This window comes from Mesorhizobium waimense, assembly GCF_003601975.1.
Lineage (GTDB): Bacteria > Pseudomonadota > Alphaproteobacteria > Rhizobiales > Rhizobiaceae > Mesorhizobium > Mesorhizobium waimense.
In genome coordinates this window covers 76,869-94,657 of record NZ_QZWZ01000025.1, presented here as the reverse complement: position 1 = coordinate 94,657, position 17,789 = coordinate 76,869, and the positions used below count along the sequence as shown (strand labels likewise).

Below are 17,789 nucleotides of genomic sequence, written 5' to 3'. Positions count from 1 at the left end.
GCCACAACGAGAACCCCAAGCCATATCGATGGACCAAGTCCGCAGACGACATTCTCGCCTCCGTCAAACGCTTCTGCCAGAAGGCGGAACAATCCTTATGCCACGAAATTTAGATTCAGATGACTAGGTCCGGCTTGCGCCAACTACGGACATCGCCAAGCCACTACTCGGACGTCGCGCTTGGGCCGAGAGCGGACCGGCAGCTTCGGGCCTCGGATAGTCAGAAGCAGACCTTCAGGCGCCTGTGTGCATCGACGTGAACTGACCCAAGTCGGTCACAGGCAAGATCGGGGATGAATGTCCCGAAAGGACTGGCGAGTTCAACCGGTCACTGGAAAGCGGACGTTTCCAAAGAGGGATGGACTACGGACATAATAACCGGGAAGGATAGTAACGGTACGGGAACTCGCAGGCATACCACGCCACAGGCATTCACCGGGGCGGTTCCGTGCTGAACGCGAAGAACCTGCGCGCAGGCGATGCCGCTGTGCCGTGCCATTCGGCAGCTTCGCCCATTCCAAGTTTGCGGGTCCCTGATATATTACTCTGACCATCTCGTTCGCAGGATCCGTTTTGCGCATATGCAGCCGCCAACTTGAGCGAGAGCGTAAGCAAGCCTTCCTTCCCGCCGACGCGTCCGAACCTCGGAGGTGTTATGCTAGTACTGGTTTTCGGCCTCGTGATCTTCTTCGGAATCCATTCTGTTCGGATCGCCGCCGCCGGCTTTCGTGATGCGGAAATCGCCACAAACGAGCGGCGCTGGAAGGGACTCTATTCGCTCCTATCGATCATCGGCTTCGTACTGATCGTCTGGGGCTGGAGTCTTTATCGGCCCAACGCGCCTGAGATCTTCGAGCCGCCCTTTTGGGGCCGCCAAGTCGCGTCGGTGTTGGTGCTCGCCGCATTCGTCGTTCTGGCAGCCGCTTACTTGCCCGCGGGTTCAATCAAGCATCGGCTGAAGCACCCGATGCTGGTGGGCATTATCCTTTGGGCCATCGGCCACCTCCTGGCCAATGGCGACCTTGCCTCGCTCCTAGTCTTCGGAGCGTTTCTGGTTTACGCGATTGTCGATCTCATTGCCGTCATTCCACGCGGGGATCCGGCACCCGCGGTCGTGCGACCGCTTAGCGACCTGATTGCTGTGGGCATCGGCTTGGTGGCTTTCGCATTGTTCGGGCTCTGGCTGCACGGCTGGCTATTCGGAATCTCGCCCTTCGCTTGAACGTCCGCAGCGACGGCGCGCCTTCGAGATGGCCTGGCGAAACCCACCAGTTGCCGCGGATCGAGCGCCTCGCAGACGCCACAGTGAACCAATGCTTCGCATAAGGTCGGCACATCAGAATTTTGATCCATAGACGGGCTCCAGCCGGTAACGTTGCGGTTCGGCTCGGATCGCGCCTTGCGATGCTGCAAACACGAGCGGTACGGGATACAATTACCGGAGCGAATGCGTCCCCCGGATGGCTCAAATGTCCTTCGCCGATTCTCTCGCCGCGAGATTATTGTCGGCGACATTGATGTTCGATCGGGCGTCGTTGCTGGCGCTCGAGGCTTTGGCTGCCGAATCCGACCGTCGGGTCCTGAGGCGCGGTGAGGTCCTGGTTCGCGAAGGCGATCCATCGGACAGGTTCTTCGTCGTGCTGTCCGGCCGCTTTACGGTACACAAAGAAGATCCGATTGGCTCGGTCGCCGAGATCGCACAGGGCGAACTAGTCGGCGAAATTGGTTTCTTTGCAGGGCTGCCCCGTACGGCCACTGTCCTTGCAGCGCGCGATTCGATCGTCCTTGAAATCAGTCGTAATCATTTCGAGAAGGCGGCCGAGGCTTTGCCGAACCTGAGAGAGGCGGTCACAATATCTCTGGCGCGCCGGTTCGCCACGCAATCTCCGATTTTGTCACGTCTCCAGAAACCTGCCAAGATCCGAACGCTTGCCATCATTGCAGCCGGCGGAAGTCGCATCTCACCGGTTTTCATCGGGCACCTACAGCAAGAGTTCGGCGCGGTCACGCGCGTTCAGTTCGTTTCCCGGCTTGACGTCCACGCGAAGTTCGCAGGTCGTCCGATCGACGACCAGCCGGTCCTTAACTGGTTGAACGAACTGGAGGCGCAAGCTGAATTCGTTGTCTACGTCGCCGATGAAGAACCTAATGAATGGACACGAGTCTGCATTCGCCAGGCCGATACCGTCCTGTTGCTAGCGAACGCGTCCTCCTCGCCTCGCTTGAACACGTCCGAGGAGTTGGCGCTAACGGTCCATCCACCATCGACCGGTCGGCTTGTCCTAATTCACGACAATCGCTCGGCTGCGGTCTCCGGCACCTCTGCGTGGCTCGATGAGCGTCCCCATGTCGGCCAGCATCATCATGTTGCGCTGGAGGACGGGGCTGACATCCAGCGCCTGGTCCGATTTATTTCCTGCAAGGCACGTGGCTTCGTGGCGGCGGGGGGTGGGTCCCTGGGCAGCGCCCATCTGGGCGTCTACAAGGCCTTCGTCGAGGCGGGCGGGCGCTTCGACTATCTCGGCGGGACGAGTTCCGGAGCGGCGATGATGGCCGGCTTCGCAAGAGGGTTGGACGCGGAGCAGATCGACCGCGGCACGCACAACGTATTTGTCAAGAGTCGGGCGTTTCGGCGCCCCACCTTGCCGCGTTTCGCGCTTCTAGATCACAAAGCCTTCGATCGAGCCCTTCGGGAGGAATACGGCGACGTTCTGATCGAAGATCTTTGGCTTCCGTTCTTTGCGCTTTCGAGCAATCTGAGCAGCCGTCAGCCCCATGCCCACCGTCGTGGAAAGCTCTGGCAAGCCGTTCGGGCATCCGGCTCGCTCCCGGGTGTCCTGCCGCCGTTCTTTACGGCTGACGGCGATATGCTGGTGGACGGCGCCATCATGAACAATTTGCCGCTGGAACAGATGAGGGAACTCAAGACCGGCCCCAATGTCATCGTGAGCTTTGGGTCCAGTGGACCGCAAAAATACCACATCGATTATGACCGCATCCCCGGAAGGTCGGAACTGGCGGTCGCCCTGCTGAACCCTTTCGGCCGTGCCCGCTTGCCGCAGGTTCCGAGCATGCTTCAGGTTATTGCCGCGAGTATGCTGGTACACGGGCCGCAGGATATTGCCGTCGGCGACGAGGATGTCTTGGTCTGTCCGCAGGTTTCGAGCACGATCGGCTTCATGGATTGGAGTCGGCATTCCGAGTTGTTTTCGGACGCCTACGACCGCACGGCGCAATGGATCGAGGAACGTCTCCGCCAGAACGACTCAGGGCTCCGGGCGGTGCTCGGTAACGCACAAACTTAGCGCATCACAGCGCGATACCGGCAGCCCGAACATCAAAAGCGCGGCGATGAGCAAATGCACGGCAAGGGAGGCAGGTTCGTAAGGGTGGAAACCGGAAGTTCGACGCGAACCCAACAGAGAGCTCGCCGGCTGTTCACGGCTGCTCTACGCGCTCAGTCCTCGGACAAGCCGGCCAGAGAACTATCAGAAGCGACGCGGGATCAAGGGACGTCGCCTGGCCGGACGTGACGCGCAGGAGACGGCATCTTTGCAACCGCGACGATCACTCCGGCACGCCGGAGATGCCTAGCACCTCGACGTAACGCTCGGCGACCGGCGGAAGACGCATTTGCGTCAAAACCAGACCCTCACAACCAGCAGCCATTGGTCCGTTGGCGCTCCCACTCAACGGGAAACCCGCGCACAGGCGGCTGCAATTGCATATTCGGAGGCTGTCGCCCGTCGAGGATTGCCTCAACTAGGTCCGGCGCCAAGAGCGTCAGTCGAAGCATGTGGCAGACAAACGACCGGTCGAGTTTCTCAGCCGCAGCGAGTTCGCTGATCGTCCCGTGTTGCCCTGATTCCAGCTTATGTTGCCAGTGGAATGCCTGGACAAGGGCTCTCAGCAGCGTGTTGTCGATGCGCGGACGTGGCATCACCCATGGTTCTGTACCGGCTGGCGAGACGACAACCTTACGGCTACCGCGCTTGCGGATCGCCATCGGAATGGAGACGGTCAGCAAGGTGCCGTCGCCGCTGATCTCGCGGTTGCTCATCAGGCGGCCCTGTCCAGGTTTGGTCGTTGCCGAAGTTCGGCGATTACACTGGCTATGCCCTCGGTCCGAAGGCGGATGGTGATGCCGTCTACATCGACGTCGATGCGCTCGACCAGCAGTTGGATGATGCGCGCCTGCTCGGCGGGAAAGAGTTCCTCCCAGAGAGCATCGAACTCGACGCCAATGCAGCGAGCCGCCGCAGCCCAACATGAGAAGGGAACGAACCGCTCCGCCATGAGTTTCTAACGCATGATGAACACGCCCCACGGACAAGGAATGGCGGCCGACATTTTGGCGTCGGAAGTTGCCAATGCCAGGCAGCGCATCATTCGGGCCGAGCTCGCGATTCAACGCACAGAAAAAATGCTGGCCGAGAATCTTGCGATGCGCACCAGGATACGAACCGCAGTCGAGGCCGCAGGCTGCTTGGTGAAGATCGATCCCCCCAGCAATGAAGGACGTCGCGCGGGTTGAACCAGGCCGGCGTCTCATTCGTCGCGACCCTCAGGCCAACGACGCCACCATTCGCGCTCCAAAACCGTGGCAACCATGTCGCCCGATGGCGAGCGCGGCGCGTCATGGGCGGCTTGGTGCTCGGCGAGAAACCTCTCCTCGGGCATGCGCTCGACTGCCTCGGCCAGGCAGGCCAAGCTCTGTTCGATCCAGACGGCGGCGGCGCGATAGGCCATCGCGCGCGCGGACGGCGCGGACCGCCAGCAGGTCATGACGCTCGCCGCGCACGAGTTCATCCGCCGCTCACATGACGAGTTTCAGGTCAAGTGATATCAAAGGCGCATAATTCCTCCTTTTCTGTTGGCGGAGCTTCCAGGGTTTGAGCCCAACTGCGTTGACGCGGCGCGGCGTATTTCCGAGCCTGGTCCAACTCACATGCGGTCGCCGTCTGGGACGGCTGCACCAATATCCCGCTTTCGGCGGGCAAGGGCTCAGGAGGACGAGACCATTCTTCCTGTCGGTGGTTCAGACCAGCGGCGGATTCGGTTGTCTCCCTGGGATCCGCGGGGGCTGATTGGCCCTCCGGACAGGTATGCAGGGTTGATCGCTTTAGGCGGTTTTCATGACGGCGCCCTCGATGACCACCCCTGCGGTCGCATATTTCCAGAGAGCGACGAGCAACTTTCGTGCGAGCGCGACTATCGTTGTTTTGCGCACGCGCCCAGCGTTACACTCTGCTCGTTCGCGGAACCAACGAGAGAGCGCTGACTCGGGCTGGTAGCGCAGCCACAGCCAGGCAAGCTCGATCATTGTTGTCCGGAGCCGGGGATTGCCAGCCTTTGAGACGCCTTGCTCGCGGTCGATTGATCCGCTCCGCCAAGGCGTCGGCGCAAGCCCGGCATAGGCTGCAACCTGCCTTCGGTTGTCGAACTTTCGGAACAGCCCTTCCGTATACAAGATGGCGGCACTCTCGGGGCCAATGCCTTTGAGGTCGAGCAGCAACGCCACAGGCGTGTCAGCGACATCGGCGGCCAGCAACGCGTCACGCTCGGCTTCGACTGACTTGATCTGCTCGAACAGCAGCTCGAGGCGATCGAGCTCGCGAATGAGCTGCGCCTTGAGCTGCCTGCCCAGCACACGGCCATCACCCGTCCGGAGATCGTTAACCCGCTCGCGCCGGTCACGTCGCAGCGGATCATAGCCGGTTATCCCTTGCGCAAATAGCAGCCCCTTGATGCGATTGGCGTGGCTCGTCCGCTCACTGACCAGGACCTTGCGCTCCCGGCAGATCCGGCGCCGATCCTCTGCTTCGGGCGTCGGTGGCTTCGCCATCGCGCATACGCGTGGCTCGCCGCGTTTATAAGCAAGCAGTGCGCGCACCAGCGTTTCGCCGTCGATCTTATCGGTCTTCGCCAGCCGTCGCCGGCGCGAGGTGGCAATGGAGGCAGGGTCAACAACATGGCTCTCGATCCCCTCACGCTCGACAAGCTTGAAGGTGTCACCGCCCGTTTGGCCCTAAGCCGGGTGTCGGGCGCGTAGATCAGCCCGACGCGCTTGCCGCCGCACGGCCGCAATCTGGATATGCTCCACCACCCGCTCTGCTTCCTCTGAGATCACGACGCCCTCCTCCGGCTAGGCTTGAATCCTCCGTTCTCGACCACCTCGCAACTCACCCAGCCGAAGGCCTCGGCGATCGAGACCCGGAGGGCGGCCGGCGGCCCATGGCGCGCGGCGTTGCGGATGAGTTCGGCGGCGCGCGACGCGCCAGGATCGGCCGGAACCCCGGCCAGATCTCCTCGACGAGCCGCATACCGAAGCGATACGGTGAGAAGGCGAATTTGTCCCATGCGACGACTTACGACGCCGACGAAAAGGGCTCTACCGAGGGACGCGAGAACGACCGGCACCACTTCGGTTTATTGTCTGCCCGCAGCATGCCATGGAGATGCCCGAGCACCTGGGATATGCATCATCGAACGGTCAAAGGCGATCTCGCCAAGCGCAACAGACTCTAAAGCGGCGCGATTGAGGATCGTCAGCGAGCCGTGGTCGTATTGGGTCAGATGCCGCCGTTCCCATTCTCTCAGGCAACGATTCACCTTCGCTCGAGAAGCCGGGACCATTGCCGCGAGGTCGGTCTGCGAAATGTGGATGCTCCGAGCTCTATCCACGGTAGCCATGCTGTGCCGCCTCTCTGTCAATCGCAAGAGCGTGCTCGCCAATCGAGTGGATAGGGCACTGGCCGCACTGTGGATCACTCGCTCTTGCGCGTCGTGCGTTGCTTCGCACAAATGCGGGATCACCTTTAGTGCGAGATCGGGGTGTTTGTCGAAGACCCTAGCCATGAAAGCTACTTCGATTTGCATCAAGTCGCTGTCCACAACTGAAGCAGCGTTCATGCTACTGCGTCGCGTGATGAACAATCTAGTCAGGTCGAAAGTGTCACCCGGACCGAGATCGGAAAAGATGAATTCTCGACCGTCCGAAAGTGGAGCACTAAGACGAATTTTCCCTTGAATTATGTAGTAAATATGACTTGGTATATCGCCAAGGTGAGTGACAATTTTATTCTTAGGAATCCGTCGTAGGACGGCCACTTTCGCCAGTTCATTAAGAATATCTTGCCCAAATAGCCGAAATAAGCGTATTTTGTCGAGCTGTTTGACCCGAACCTCAGCGCTATTCAATGCCATGGCTCCCGCCCCCTTGATAAGGGTAAAGCGCCCCGGTCCCTAAAGCATTGCCTTGACTACCCTAGAACGGGTCCGACTCCGCCGGGCCGTTCTCGCGCAAACGCGCTAAGCCATAAATATTAGCACATTAGCATATTAGGATACCACCAAAATAACGACCCCTCTGTGCCCGGGGTAACAGCGGCATGTTTCTGGGAGAGATTAAATCAAATTTGACCGACTGGAAGCCGTTGAGATAACCCCTTTTTATGGGACGGCGTGTGCTGGCCATTGACCCAAGAAGGGACGCAACAGGATTCGGGGGCTTGTCTCTATGCGGCATGCACCAACCCAGATGCGGCATGCATCAACCCAGGCGTCGCGTGCGTTCTTGAAGCGGAGCAGCGAACCGCTACGGCTTCCTATGGGAGCAGTTTGCGTGTTTCTTGCAACTGCTGATTTCCTCCTGGCAGAGACGATACTTCTTGCGTCAAATGAGGTCTATCATAGGCACCTCGGCGTGAGCCCGTCAGATATTTGGGAGACGATTTATCTAAGCGTTACCGCCGGCCTAGTGCTTGTCGCATTCATGGCTGCCAGAGGCGCCTATACGGTTAGTGGCATCTTGGACGATCACCGTGTGATCAAAACGCTCTTCACCGGGTGGTTGTTCGCTTTCTTCGCAATTCTCTGGATCGCCTTTCTCACGAAGACCACGTCGACGTTCTCGCGCGGCTCTTTGACTCTGGCGTTTGCGGTCGGATTTCCAATCCTGCTGCCTGGCCACGTGGCTCTAGCGCGTGTGCTGAAACGGCTTCTGGCCGCTGAGAAGCTCGTCTTGCGCACAGCGTATCTGTTTTACGCTGGCGTTCCTGGAATGGAACAGGGGATAATTGGCAAGCTCGGGCAACAGGGCATCGCGGTTTGCGGTGTTTCGAAAATCGAGAACCGTAATGGCACGATCGCAGCACAATCGGTGCGCGCCGGCGTCGCAGCTGCACAGGCTGCTTTCCGCTTTGATCCATATGGGGCAGTTTATCTGTTTTGCCCGTGGGACCAGCGGAAGTTGATCAAACGCACCCTGGAGGAAATGTCCCGCCTACCGCTGCCGATCTATCTTTTCGCTGATGCCTTCACAGATAAGATTCTGGCCGGATGTTCCCTGCACACCGGCTGGCAGCGAGCATTCGAAGTCCAGCGCGCGCCTTTGAGACCTGCCGAACGCTTGCTGAAGCGGTTGTTCGACGTTGTTCTTGCATCCCTGCTACTGCTGTTCCTGTTTCCGTTGATGGCGGTAGTCGCATGTGCCATAGCGCTCGAGAACGGTCGCCCAGTGCTGTTCCAGCAGACGCGGCGGGGTTTTTGTGGCAACCCATTCAATATTTACAAGTTCCGATCGATGACCGTGCAGGAGAACGGTAAGGAAATTCGCCAAGCTCAGCGCAATGATAGGCGAGTTACCCGACTTGGCCGTATCCTGCGCCGGTCAAACATCGACGAGTTGCCGCAATTGTTCAACGTGCTTCGGGGAGAAATGTCCCTGGTAGGCCCGCGACCCCACGCCGTCGCTCATGACGACACCTATAGCAAGGTTATTGAGAGCTATGCTTATCGCCATCGTGTAAAACCCGGTTTGACAGGCTGGGCTCAGATCAACGGCTTCCGAGGGGAGACGAAGGAGCTGTGGCGGATGGAAAAACGCGTTGAGCATGACCTCTGGTACATAAAGTCTTGGAGCGTGCGGCTCGATCTTAAGATAATTTGGACGACCGCTTTGCTGTTGCTTTCGGATCGTGATGTCTATTGATGTATAGCAGCTTCTCAGGAAGCTTTCGTGGATATATGTGCTCTGCCGTCCAACTGATTGATTGAACGGATAGTTTGGGTGAAGTTACCGGGAGCAAGGTTTTTCAAGTATCCTCTAGCCGAGGGAAAGGGAAGGATGCGGTGTCATCACCGACAGGCGTGGACCAGCGGTCCGTTACATCTTCGGAGCTTCCCCCTTCTTGCACCGCGAAACCGCCGTCCGGCGTTGGGCAGGGCCCTCTCGTGGTCGATCTCGACGGGACGCTAATCCAGTCCGACCTGCTGATGGAGTCGTTCCTGGCGCTCTTCGCCAATAAGCCATTTGTGGCGCTCCGGACGTTGGCCGCGCTGCGCGAGGGCAAAGCAGCGTTCAAGACTCGGATTGTGGACGAACTCGTGGTGGATATGGCGCGCCTTCCCTACAATGCCTGCGTGCTCGCTTATATTGAAGCCGAGCGAGCGAAAGGCCGGCCAATCTACCTCGCCTCTGCATCCGATATACGCCTCGTCCGGGCGGTGAGCGGCCATCTCGGCCTCTTCGATGGCGTGCTCGGCTCGGGCGAAGAGGTAAATCTCGCTGGAAAGACCAAGGCGGAAGCTTTGTGCGAACGCTTCGGCGAGCGCGGTTTCGCCTATATCGGCGGGGACCGGGTGGATCTGCACGTCTGGAGCCGCTGCGGCGAGGCCCTGGTGGCCGGCGGCACCCCGCGGCTGCTACGGCAATTGCGCGGCACCATGCCGTTCGCCGTGTCACTGGACGAGGGCGGATCGCACTGGCGCGATTACGTGCGGGCCCTGCGGCCGCACCAATGGCTGAAGAACATTCTCGTTTTCGCTCCGGCCATCGCTGGCCACGTGATCGTGCCCTCAGCGCTGAACTGTATCATCGCATTCCTGAGCTTCAGCTTCTGCGCCTCGGCGGTCTACATCGTCAACGACCTCCTCGATCTTCCGTCCGACCGAGAGCATCCGCGCAAATGCCGACGGCCCTTCGCGTCAGGGGCTGTGCCGCTGATCCACGGGATCGCGATGGTGCCGGCCCTGCTCCTGGCCTCGCTGCTGCTGGCACTGACGCTGACGCCCACCTTCCTGCTGGTCGTCGGCGGCTACTTGGCCCTGACCACGGCCTATTCGCTCTATCTCAAGCGCAAGATCATCGCGGACGTGATGACCCTCGCGATCCTCTATGCCTTGCGGCTCGTGGGCGGCGGCGTCGCGGCCGGGGTGGCGATCTCGCACTGGCTCGAGGCCCTCTCAATGTTCCTGTTCCTCAGCCTCGCCCTAGTGAAGCGCTGCACGGAACTGGTGGAACGCGTCAAGAGCGGGCAAGGCGATCCGGCGGGCCGAGGCTATCAGCTCGGCGACCTGCCGAGCCTGGAGGCAATGGCGGCGGCGAGCGGCTATCTCACCGCCCTCGTGATGGCACTCTACCTGAACAGCGAGGCGGTCACCTCCCTCTACCGCCACCCCGAGCGCCTTTGGTTGATCTGCATAGCGATCCTGTTCTGGATCAGCCGGATCATCATCAAGACCCGCCGGGGCGAGATGAACGATGATCCGGTGGTGTTCGCGGTGCGGGATCGGGTGAGCCTCGTCACTGGGCTCCTCTGCGCCTTCATCGTTATGGCGAGCATGTGAGGTGGGCGGGCGTGCGTCTCATTGCGATGTACGGGCTCTTCTGCCTCGTTGCGACGGGGGCGAACCTCGGCGTGCGATGGCTGGCCAAGACCCTCGCGATCCGCACCGGGGTGGGGGTCGAGACCTTGCCGTTCCTGTTCGCCTTGGTGAGCGGGACGGCCGTCGGGCTCGTGGTGAAGTACTTGCTCGACAAGCGGTGGATCTTCCAGGACCTATCCCGCGGCGCCAAGATGCATGCCAAGAAGCTCTCGCTCTACACTCTCACTAGCAAGGCAAAGATGCGGGCCTGACAATGAAATACCTCCCATTCATCCTGTGCACGGTGATGACCAATGCCGCCGCTCAGCTGATGCTGAAGCAGGGCATGATGTTGCTCGGACCGGCTTCCTTCGAAGGCGTTCACCCGTTGCTGAAGCTCATCCAGATCGTCTTCTCGCCCTGGGTCTTCTTCGGGCTCTGCGTGTTCGTCATCTCGATGGCCTCGCACCTCTACGTGTTGTCGAAGGTCGAGCTGTCCTTCGCCTATCCCTTCCTCAGCCTCGCCTATGTCGCGGTTGCCGTGTTCGCCTATTTCGTCTTCCGCGAGGACCTCAACGCCTACCGCATCGCCGGTATTGCCTTCATCTGCGTCGGCACGGTGCTGATCGCCCAGAGTGGCCGCGGCCATGCCGGCGAAGTCATGTCCGTCTCGAATTCCCCGGCCCACTCCAGCGAGCTTCCAAATGAGACACATCATCTTCGGCGGTGACGGATTTGTCGGCCGCCACCTGGCGCCGAAACTTCTGGCCGACGGCCACGAGGTGATCGTCGCCGATATCCAGCGCAGCGACCTGCCGCACTATCGTGGCGTGCGCTTCGTCCAAACCGACGTCACCAACCGAACCGCGGTCGCCGCGGTCGGCATCAAGGCTGACGACATGGTCTACAACCTGTCGGCCAAGATGCTGTCGCCGATCCAGGTGCGCGCCAAGCGGCGCGAGTTCTTCTGGTCGGTCAATTTCCACGGCACCGAGAACGTCATTTTCGCCATGGACAAGGCCGGCGCGTCGAACCTGGTCCATTTCACGACCGACATGATCTACGGCCACACCGTCACGCATCCAATGACCGAGGAGCACCCGGTCGCGCCGCTCGGCGAATATGGCCTCTCGAAGCTGAAGACCGAGGAGCTCGCTGCAGAATGGCGCAAGCGCGGCATGCGGATATCGCTGTTTAGGCCGCGCCTGATCATCGGCCCTGGACGCCTCGGAATCTTGGAGAAGCTGTTCAGGCTGATCGATCTGAACCTGCCGGTACCGATGATCGGCTCCGGCAAGAACCCCTACCAGTTCATCTCGGTGTTCGACTGCGCGGAAGCCGCGCGGCTGGCGTTCAAGGCTGGCGCGCCGAACGAGGCCTACAATCTCGGATCGCTCAACCCGCCGCCGGTGAAGAAGTTGCTCGGCGACCTCATCCGCCATGCCGGCTCGAAGTCGCTGCTGATCCCGACGCCCGCCTGGGCGGTGAAGCGCACGCTCGACCTGCTCGATCTCCTCAACCTGCCGATCATGGATCCGGAGCAGTATCTCATCGCCGACGAGGTCTGCGTGCTCGATGTCTCCAAGGCCGAGCACCAGCTCGGCTGGGTGCCGCAGTACCGCGACGAGGGCATGCTGATCGCGGCCTACAAGGAATACCGACTGAAGAAAGAGGGGCACACACTGGCCGCCTCTCACGTTCCCTCCGGATAGGAGAGCCTTTGATGACCGTCATGGCTAGGCCGGCCGAGGTCGGGCCCCGCGCCGTCGTTTCCGCACCCGAGCTTGCGCCGGCGTCGATCGTCAAGCCGAAGCGTATTTATGGCGCCCGCCCTATGATGCTCTCGGGCTGGGGACGGTTTCCGCGCGTGTCCTGCCGTGTCCTCGAGGCGCGCGGCGAGGAAGAAGTGATTGCAACCATTGCGGAAAACCGCAGCTTGATCGCCCGCGGGGCCGGCCGCTCCTACGGCGATGCCGCCCTGAATCGGGGGGCGACCCTCGTCATGACCGCCTCGAACCGCATCCTCGATTTCAATTCCGGGAGCGGGCTTCTGACCTGCGAGGCCGGGGTGACTCTCGCCGAGATCGCAGACATTTTCGTCCCGCGGGGCTGGTTTCCAGTGGTCACGCCGGGCACCAAGTTCGTCACAGTGGGCGGGGCGATCGCGTCCGACGTGCACGGGAAGAACCATCACCGGGACGGGTGCTTCGGGGCCCACCTGGCGTATCTAGACCTCGCGCTGGCGGATGGTCGCACCCTTCGCTGCTCGCCGACGGAGAATGCCGACCTGTTCCGGGCGACCCAGGGCGGCATGGGTCTCACCGGTGTCATCCTGCGGGCGGCCTTCCGGCTCCGGGCCATCGAGACGGACCTCGTCCGGCAGGAGACGATCCGGGCGGAGAACCTCGCCGAGAGCATGGCCCGGCTCAAGGAGGCCTCCATCGCCAACTATTCTGTGGCCTGGATCGATTGCCTGGCCCGGGGCGGCCGCCTCGGCCGGTCCCTGGTCTATCGGGGAGAACACGTCGCCCTCGATGATCTGCCAAAGGAGCGCAAGGGCCGGCCCTACCTCCCCCGCGGTGGGCGGATGCGCTCGGTCCCCTTCGACTTTCCGGGCGCCACATTGAACCGCTTCACCGTGGCCGCCTTCAACGAGCTCTATTACGCCCGGGGGCGCCCAGGCACCGCGCTGGTTCCCCTGGATCCGTACTTCTATCCCCTCGATGCTATTGCGCATTGGAACCGCATCTATGGCCGCGCTGGTTTCGTGCAGCACCAAAGCGTGCTGCCCGAGGAGGCGAGCCGGCACGGGCTCGAGACGATGCTCTCGCTGATCTCCGCCCGGGACGCCGGGTCGTTGCTGGCGGTGCTCAAGCTGTGCGGTGCCGAGGGCGCGGGGCCGCTCTCGTTTCCGATGAGGGGCTTCACCCTGGCCCTCGACTTCCCCGGCACGACCGCCAATCTCAGCCTCCTGCTTGAGCTCGATGCCATCGTGGCCGACCATGGCGGGCGGCTCTATCTCGCCAAGGACGCCCGCGCGGGCATCGCCGTGATGGAAAGGGGCTATCCGCGCCTGCGGGACTTCGCGCGCCTGCGCGACCGCTTCGATCCCAAACGCCACTTTGCGTCCGTCCAGTCGGAAAGGCTCGGGCTTTGACCGCGATCCTGTCACCGGTCCTGATCATCGGCGCCTCGTCGGATATCGGCCGCGCCCTCGCGCATGAATATGCGCGCCGGGGCGCCTCCCTCGTGCTGGCGGCCCGTCGCGTGGAGCGGCTCGACCCCGATCTTCGCGACCTCCTGCATCGGCACGGGGCCACGGCCCGGGCGGTCGAGCTCGACATCCTCGACCCCGCCGAGCGCGAGGCGTTTCTGGTGGGGCTCAACGAGGTACCCGGCACGGTGGTTTCGGTGGTCGGCCTACTGGGCGACCAGAAGGCGGCCGAGGCCGATCCCGAGGCCGCGCGGATGATCATGGAGACCAACTATGTCGCTCCGGCGCTAGTCCTCTCGGCACTGGCGAACCGCATGGCCGAGCGAGGCGCGGGAACGATCATCGGCATCAGCTCGGTGGCCGGCGATCGGGGCCGGGCGACGAACTATGTCTACGGCTCCGCCAAGGCGGGTTTCACGGCTTTTCTGTCTGGCTTGCGAAACCGGCTCGCCGGGCGCGGCGTGCAGGTGATGACCGTGAAGCCCGGCTTCGTCGCAACCCGCATGACACGCGGCCTGAAGCTCTCCAAGGCGCTAACGGCCAGCCCGGATCAGGTTGCCAAGGTTATCGTGGAGGCGCAGCTCGCGGGGCGCACCGTGATCTACATCCTCGGGCGCTGGCGTCTCATCATGCTCGTCATCCGCCTCTTGCCGGAGCCGATCTTCATGCGGATGAAGATCTGACCGGACCGGGCCTGCGGTGTTTCGGGAGCCGAACGATGGACCAGCTCAATTCCCCGCACGACCGGTGGCTCACCCGCAACCTCTACGTGGTGCTACTCGGTCACCTGTTCCTGCTCAATCTCTGGATGTTGAGCCGCAATGGCGTCCTGTGGAATCCGCAAACCTACTCGGACGAGGCCGAGCACTATCGCCGCGCCCTCCTGTTCTCGCGCATGGTGGGGGGAGACATTTCCCTCAACACCATCGGGAGTTTTTACGCCGGCGGGATTTGGCCGCCGCTCTACTCCATGACCATAGGGTTCGTGCAGCGCCTGACCGGAGCCGATCTCGCTGCGTTGCGCGTGTTCAACATGGCGATGGCCTATGCCGGGTTCGCGCTCCTTGCGGCCGCCATCACGGATGCGCGTCTCCGGGCCGCGAGCGTGATCCTCGCCGTCCTGTTCGTGCTTGGTACCCGAAACTACTTCCAGATTCGGCCCGAGAACCTTGCCATCCTGCTCATCACCGCCCTGATCTTCCTAATAATGCGCAAGGGCCTGTTCTCGGCCGATGAAGGGAACGCCCGCTGGCGGGGCGCTTACGGGACGGCCGGAATCCTCGCAGCGCTCATCTGCCTGACCCACGCGGTTTTCCTCTTCGCCGCGCTTTACCTTTCGGTGCTCGCCTGCCTGTGTCGGCGCGCCCGCGCGATGTTCTTGATCGGCTTCCTCGCAATAGGCGGGCCCTATATTGTGGCACAGAACTTGATTCACAACGGCTTCGTCCTCTTCGCGACGACCGCCGAGGAGAACCTGGCGCGCAACAACAACCCGTTCCTGCGAACCCATCCGCGATCAGCCGCGGACCACCTCTTCGACGAGATGGAGCGCCGCTACGCCGCGGGCGACAAGGTGGCATTCCCAAAGCCGCCTCTCATTCCACAGGGGCGTTACGAGCAATGGCTGCACGACGAGAACAAGCGGCGCATCTTCAAGGCCATCGCCCTGGACGAGATCCGGAGCGATCCGGTTAGCGCCCTGCGGCGCATGGCTCTGCGTTTCTGGAAGCTCGTGAGTGGGAATGCGTGCTTGGGCGATGGCCGCTACGGTTGCTTGATCTCACCTGCGGCAGATCAGGTGTTCTACCGTCTTCTGGAACTTGCTGGCCTCCTCGGGTTTGTTGTAGCCGCCATGCGGGAATGGGGACGGTGGCGCAGCTTCTCCTTCGTGGTGTTCTGCCTCGCCATGCTCATGCCCATGGTCGTCATCCAAGCGCTGGTGCGGCACTTCATCATCGTCCTACTGCTCAGTGCCTTTGGCGGGCTCATGCGCCTGCGGGGCCGAAGCCCGCGATTCGGCAGGGCCGATGGAGTGCGGGCTCCGGTTTCTTCGAGTCATATCAAGTCTCTGAGATCGTGACTCGCTGAGGGCTTCCCGAAGCGTCGGGGTATGATTCGACATGGCGGATCGAGAAGATTCGCCATTCCCGTTCCGCTCCGGACGGATTTTGGCGCGGCCCAACTGCCTGCGATCGCCAAGCAGACGAAGAATGCAGCGCAGGCGCGGCGCCTTCTGGCGCTGGGCGCGAATCATGAGGGCGCTTCGCGCACCGCGGCCGCTCGTTCGGCCAGCCCACAAGGCTCAACGATCTCCATTCGGCGGCGATCATGGGATGGCGCAGCCGCCTTAAACTATGCAGCCTATGAGCTTCCGCTCGACGGCATCCGGCTCTTGATTTCCTTTAGAATGTTGGTTGCGCGTGCGATGCGGCTGTACTTAGCCAGAAAGTCTGCCTTCGCCTGCTGACCAATCTGATCCCGAAGCGCCTTGTTTTCGCGCAGGCGCTGAAGAGCTTTGACCCAGTCGGACGGGTTGTCTGGCGACACCAGAACGCTGTTGACGCTATCCCTCAAAACTTCTCGGATAACTGACAGGTCGGAGGACACTATGGGTTTGCCATGCGCCATATATTCGAAGAGCTTGAGCGGCGACATCCCCTCGGCGATATTTCGACCGCCGCCCTGGCCCTCTACATTTCTAAGATAGGGCGCGAGTACAACGTCCATTTCGGCCAAGTAGGCACATGTCGCGGCGTGAGGAACGTAGCCATGAAACACTGTGTTCGGGCATTTGGCCAGCTTCGATGTCCAATACTCTATATCGCCTGGTGTTCCCCCGACGATGTGAAATGTCGCCCAGCCGCATCGAGGCGCAATAGCGCTTATTATCTCCATGCCTTTTCCCTTATACAGATGTCCGACATAACCAACCTTGAACGTGCCGCTGAGGCTGCATGGCTCGACATTTGGCGGAACAGGATCCGCGCCATTGGGCGCGATGAGAAATTTTCCCGCATGTTGAGGAAAGAGGCGGATGCTGTCGTCCCGCAGACGTTGCGACGTGACGACCAGCATACGGAATGCATCTAGGCCTATCACTTTGGCAAGGCGCTGACGCTGACGTCTGCTCAAACTGCCAATCGGGTCGTGAAGCTCAAAAACGGTCGTGAACCCGAAAAGTCCGGCAGAAACAAGCGCTACAGTAGCCGAGCGTGTAAAGACGACATGCGGCCGCAGCCAGACCGCAGCAAGAAGCGCCAACACAGCAAAAAGAAGCTCCCGGCCGGGAACAGGCCAAAAGGGTATAGGGAGAACGCGGAATGGGAACTCGGTACCGAATCCGTATTCGCGCGCGATCTTTTCATAATGATCTTGTCTATTCATGGAGGCGCGTGGAAGCGCTAGTAGGACCTCCGCACCAGCAACCCGAAATGCATGACACATCTTTGCGACTTGTACCGCATTGGCGGCCAGCGCCGGGACGTGTGCAGAATGTATATAGAGAAGCCGCATCCACAAGGCCTATCTTTCATGCTTCGGCTATGGCGAACCAAGCCAGGATGCTTCACGGGTCAGTCTCCGTAGGACCCGCCGACCAGGGAAGGGACAATGTCTTCACATCAAGGCCATGCATTTCTTGATCGAATGCACGCTCGCGCGCCTCAACCAACTGCCGGCGCACATCGACAACAAGCAACTTTGGGGCACGCGAAAGATCCGCGAACTGCTGGTGAAGCGACCTCTGCCATGGGCTCCTGTCCCGCTGATAGGGTAAAGCGCCCGGTCCCTTAAAGTGTTGCCTTGTTTTCGCGCAAACGCGTTCAGGCAGAAATATTAGCACGTAAGTATACCGCAAAATCATCATTCCGCTGTGCCCGGGGTAACAGCGACATGTCTCTCTGAGGCGTTTAAATCAAACAATCTCAAT

Annotated in this window: 16 protein-coding genes and 1 pseudogene; 12 read left to right on the top strand and 5 right to left on the bottom strand. The window is 61.0% G+C overall.

What is annotated here, in order from left to right; translation table 11 throughout:
• The first annotated feature begins 655 nt into the window (after positions 1–655).
• Together D3227_RS26575 and D3227_RS26570 are read left to right on the top strand one after the other, a co-directional pair.
• Positions 656–1,222 (top strand): NnrU family protein, encoded by a 567-nt coding sequence (locus D3227_RS26575; RefSeq protein ID WP_120017228.1) that lies wholly within the window; start codon positions 656–658, stop codon positions 1,220–1,222.
• A 247-nt stretch (positions 1,223–1,469) separates the two neighbouring features.
• A complete protein-coding gene (locus D3227_RS26570; protein ID WP_167480860.1) occupies positions 1,470–3,305 on the top strand; it encodes a patatin-like phospholipase family protein in 1,836 nt (611 codons plus the stop codon).
• A 347-nt stretch (positions 3,306–3,652) separates the two neighbouring features.
• Here the strand turns inward: D3227_RS26570 and D3227_RS26565 are convergent, their stop codons facing one another.
• Complete coding sequence (locus D3227_RS26565) at positions 3,653–4,060, bottom strand: hypothetical protein (RefSeq protein WP_120017226.1); 408 nt, start codon at positions 4,058–4,060, stop codon at positions 3,653–3,655.
• Between the two features lie 26 nt (positions 4,061–4,086).
• On the opposite strand from D3227_RS26565, the gene D3227_RS41780 reads away from it, so the two are divergent.
• Positions 4,087–4,272 carry a hypothetical protein gene (locus tag D3227_RS41780; RefSeq protein ID WP_167480859.1) on the top strand — a complete coding sequence of 62 codons (186 nt, stop codon included), beginning with the start codon at positions 4,087–4,089 and terminating at the stop codon, positions 4,270–4,272.
• Between the two features lie 64 nt (positions 4,273–4,336).
• Positions 4,337–4,534, top strand: coding sequence for a hypothetical protein (locus D3227_RS26555; protein ID WP_120017225.1), 198 nt, complete (start codon positions 4,337–4,339; stop codon positions 4,532–4,534).
• A 14-nt stretch (positions 4,535–4,548) separates the two neighbouring features.
• Here D3227_RS26555 and D3227_RS26550 read toward each other — a convergent pair whose 3' ends face one another.
• The 3 genes and pseudogenes from D3227_RS26550 to D3227_RS26535 form a co-directional block, all read right to left on the bottom strand.
• Positions 4,549–4,785: a hypothetical protein gene (locus D3227_RS26550; RefSeq protein WP_120017224.1), complete on the bottom strand. Its 237-nt coding sequence runs from the start codon at positions 4,783–4,785 to the stop codon at positions 4,549–4,551.
• A gap of 337 nt (positions 4,786–5,122) precedes the next feature.
• A pseudogene (locus D3227_RS26545) lies at positions 5,123–5,995 on the bottom strand (IS110 family RNA-guided transposase); the annotation flags it as partial.
• A gap of 434 nt (positions 5,996–6,429) precedes the next feature.
• Positions 6,430–7,206 (bottom strand): Crp/Fnr family transcriptional regulator, encoded by a 777-nt coding sequence (locus D3227_RS26535; RefSeq protein ID WP_120017222.1) that lies wholly within the window; start codon positions 7,204–7,206, stop codon positions 6,430–6,432.
• A 418-nt stretch (positions 7,207–7,624) separates the two neighbouring features.
• On the opposite strand from D3227_RS26535, the gene D3227_RS26530 reads away from it, so the two are divergent.
• The 8 genes from D3227_RS26530 (at position 7,625) to D3227_RS26495 (ending at position 15,941) form a co-directional block, all read left to right on the top strand.
• Positions 7,625–8,992, top strand: a complete 1,368-nt coding sequence (locus D3227_RS26530; RefSeq protein ID WP_167480858.1) for an exopolysaccharide biosynthesis polyprenyl glycosylphosphotransferase — start codon at positions 7,625–7,627, stop codon at positions 8,990–8,992.
• A gap of 242 nt (positions 8,993–9,234) precedes the next feature.
• Positions 9,235–10,629 carry a UbiA family prenyltransferase gene (locus tag D3227_RS26525; RefSeq protein ID WP_120017220.1) on the top strand — a complete coding sequence of 465 codons (1,395 nt, stop codon included), beginning with the start codon at positions 9,235–9,237 and terminating at the stop codon, positions 10,627–10,629.
• Positions 10,630–10,640: 11 nt separating this feature from the next.
• Positions 10,641–10,919: a GtrA family protein gene (locus D3227_RS26520; protein ID WP_208646440.1), complete on the top strand. Its 279-nt coding sequence runs from the start codon at positions 10,641–10,643 to the stop codon at positions 10,917–10,919.
• A 2-nt stretch (positions 10,920–10,921) separates the two neighbouring features.
• The gene (locus D3227_RS26515; protein WP_120017218.1) at positions 10,922–11,377 is read left to right on the top strand and encodes an EamA family transporter; all 456 of its coding nucleotides are present in this window, start codon (positions 10,922–10,924) and stop codon (positions 11,375–11,377) included.
• Complete coding sequence (locus tag D3227_RS26510; protein WP_120017217.1) at positions 11,352–12,359, top strand: NAD-dependent epimerase/dehydratase family protein; 1,008 nt, start codon at positions 11,352–11,354, stop codon at positions 12,357–12,359. Before D3227_RS26515 ends, D3227_RS26510 begins: the two co-directional genes overlap by 26 nt.
• An 11-nt stretch (positions 12,360–12,370) precedes the next feature.
• Positions 12,371–13,804 carry an FAD-binding protein gene (locus D3227_RS26505; protein ID WP_245451891.1) on the top strand — a complete coding sequence of 478 codons (1,434 nt, stop codon included), beginning with the start codon at positions 12,371–12,373 and terminating at the stop codon, positions 13,802–13,804.
• On the top strand, positions 13,801–14,544 hold the full coding sequence (locus tag D3227_RS26500; protein ID WP_245451890.1) for an SDR family oxidoreductase: 744 nt from the start codon (positions 13,801–13,803) through the stop codon (positions 14,542–14,544). Before D3227_RS26505 ends, D3227_RS26500 begins: the two co-directional genes overlap by 4 nt.
• Before the next feature lie 35 nt (positions 14,545–14,579).
• Positions 14,580–15,941: a hypothetical protein gene (locus D3227_RS26495; RefSeq protein ID WP_120017216.1), complete on the top strand. Its 1,362-nt coding sequence runs from the start codon at positions 14,580–14,582 to the stop codon at positions 15,939–15,941.
• A gap of 281 nt (positions 15,942–16,222) precedes the next feature.
• Here the strand turns inward: D3227_RS26495 and D3227_RS26490 are convergent, their stop codons facing one another.
• The gene (locus tag D3227_RS26490; protein WP_120017215.1) at positions 16,223–17,374 is read right to left on the bottom strand and encodes a glycosyltransferase; all 1,152 of its coding nucleotides are present in this window, start codon (positions 17,372–17,374) and stop codon (positions 16,223–16,225) included.
• Positions 17,375–17,789: the final 415 nt, after the last annotated feature.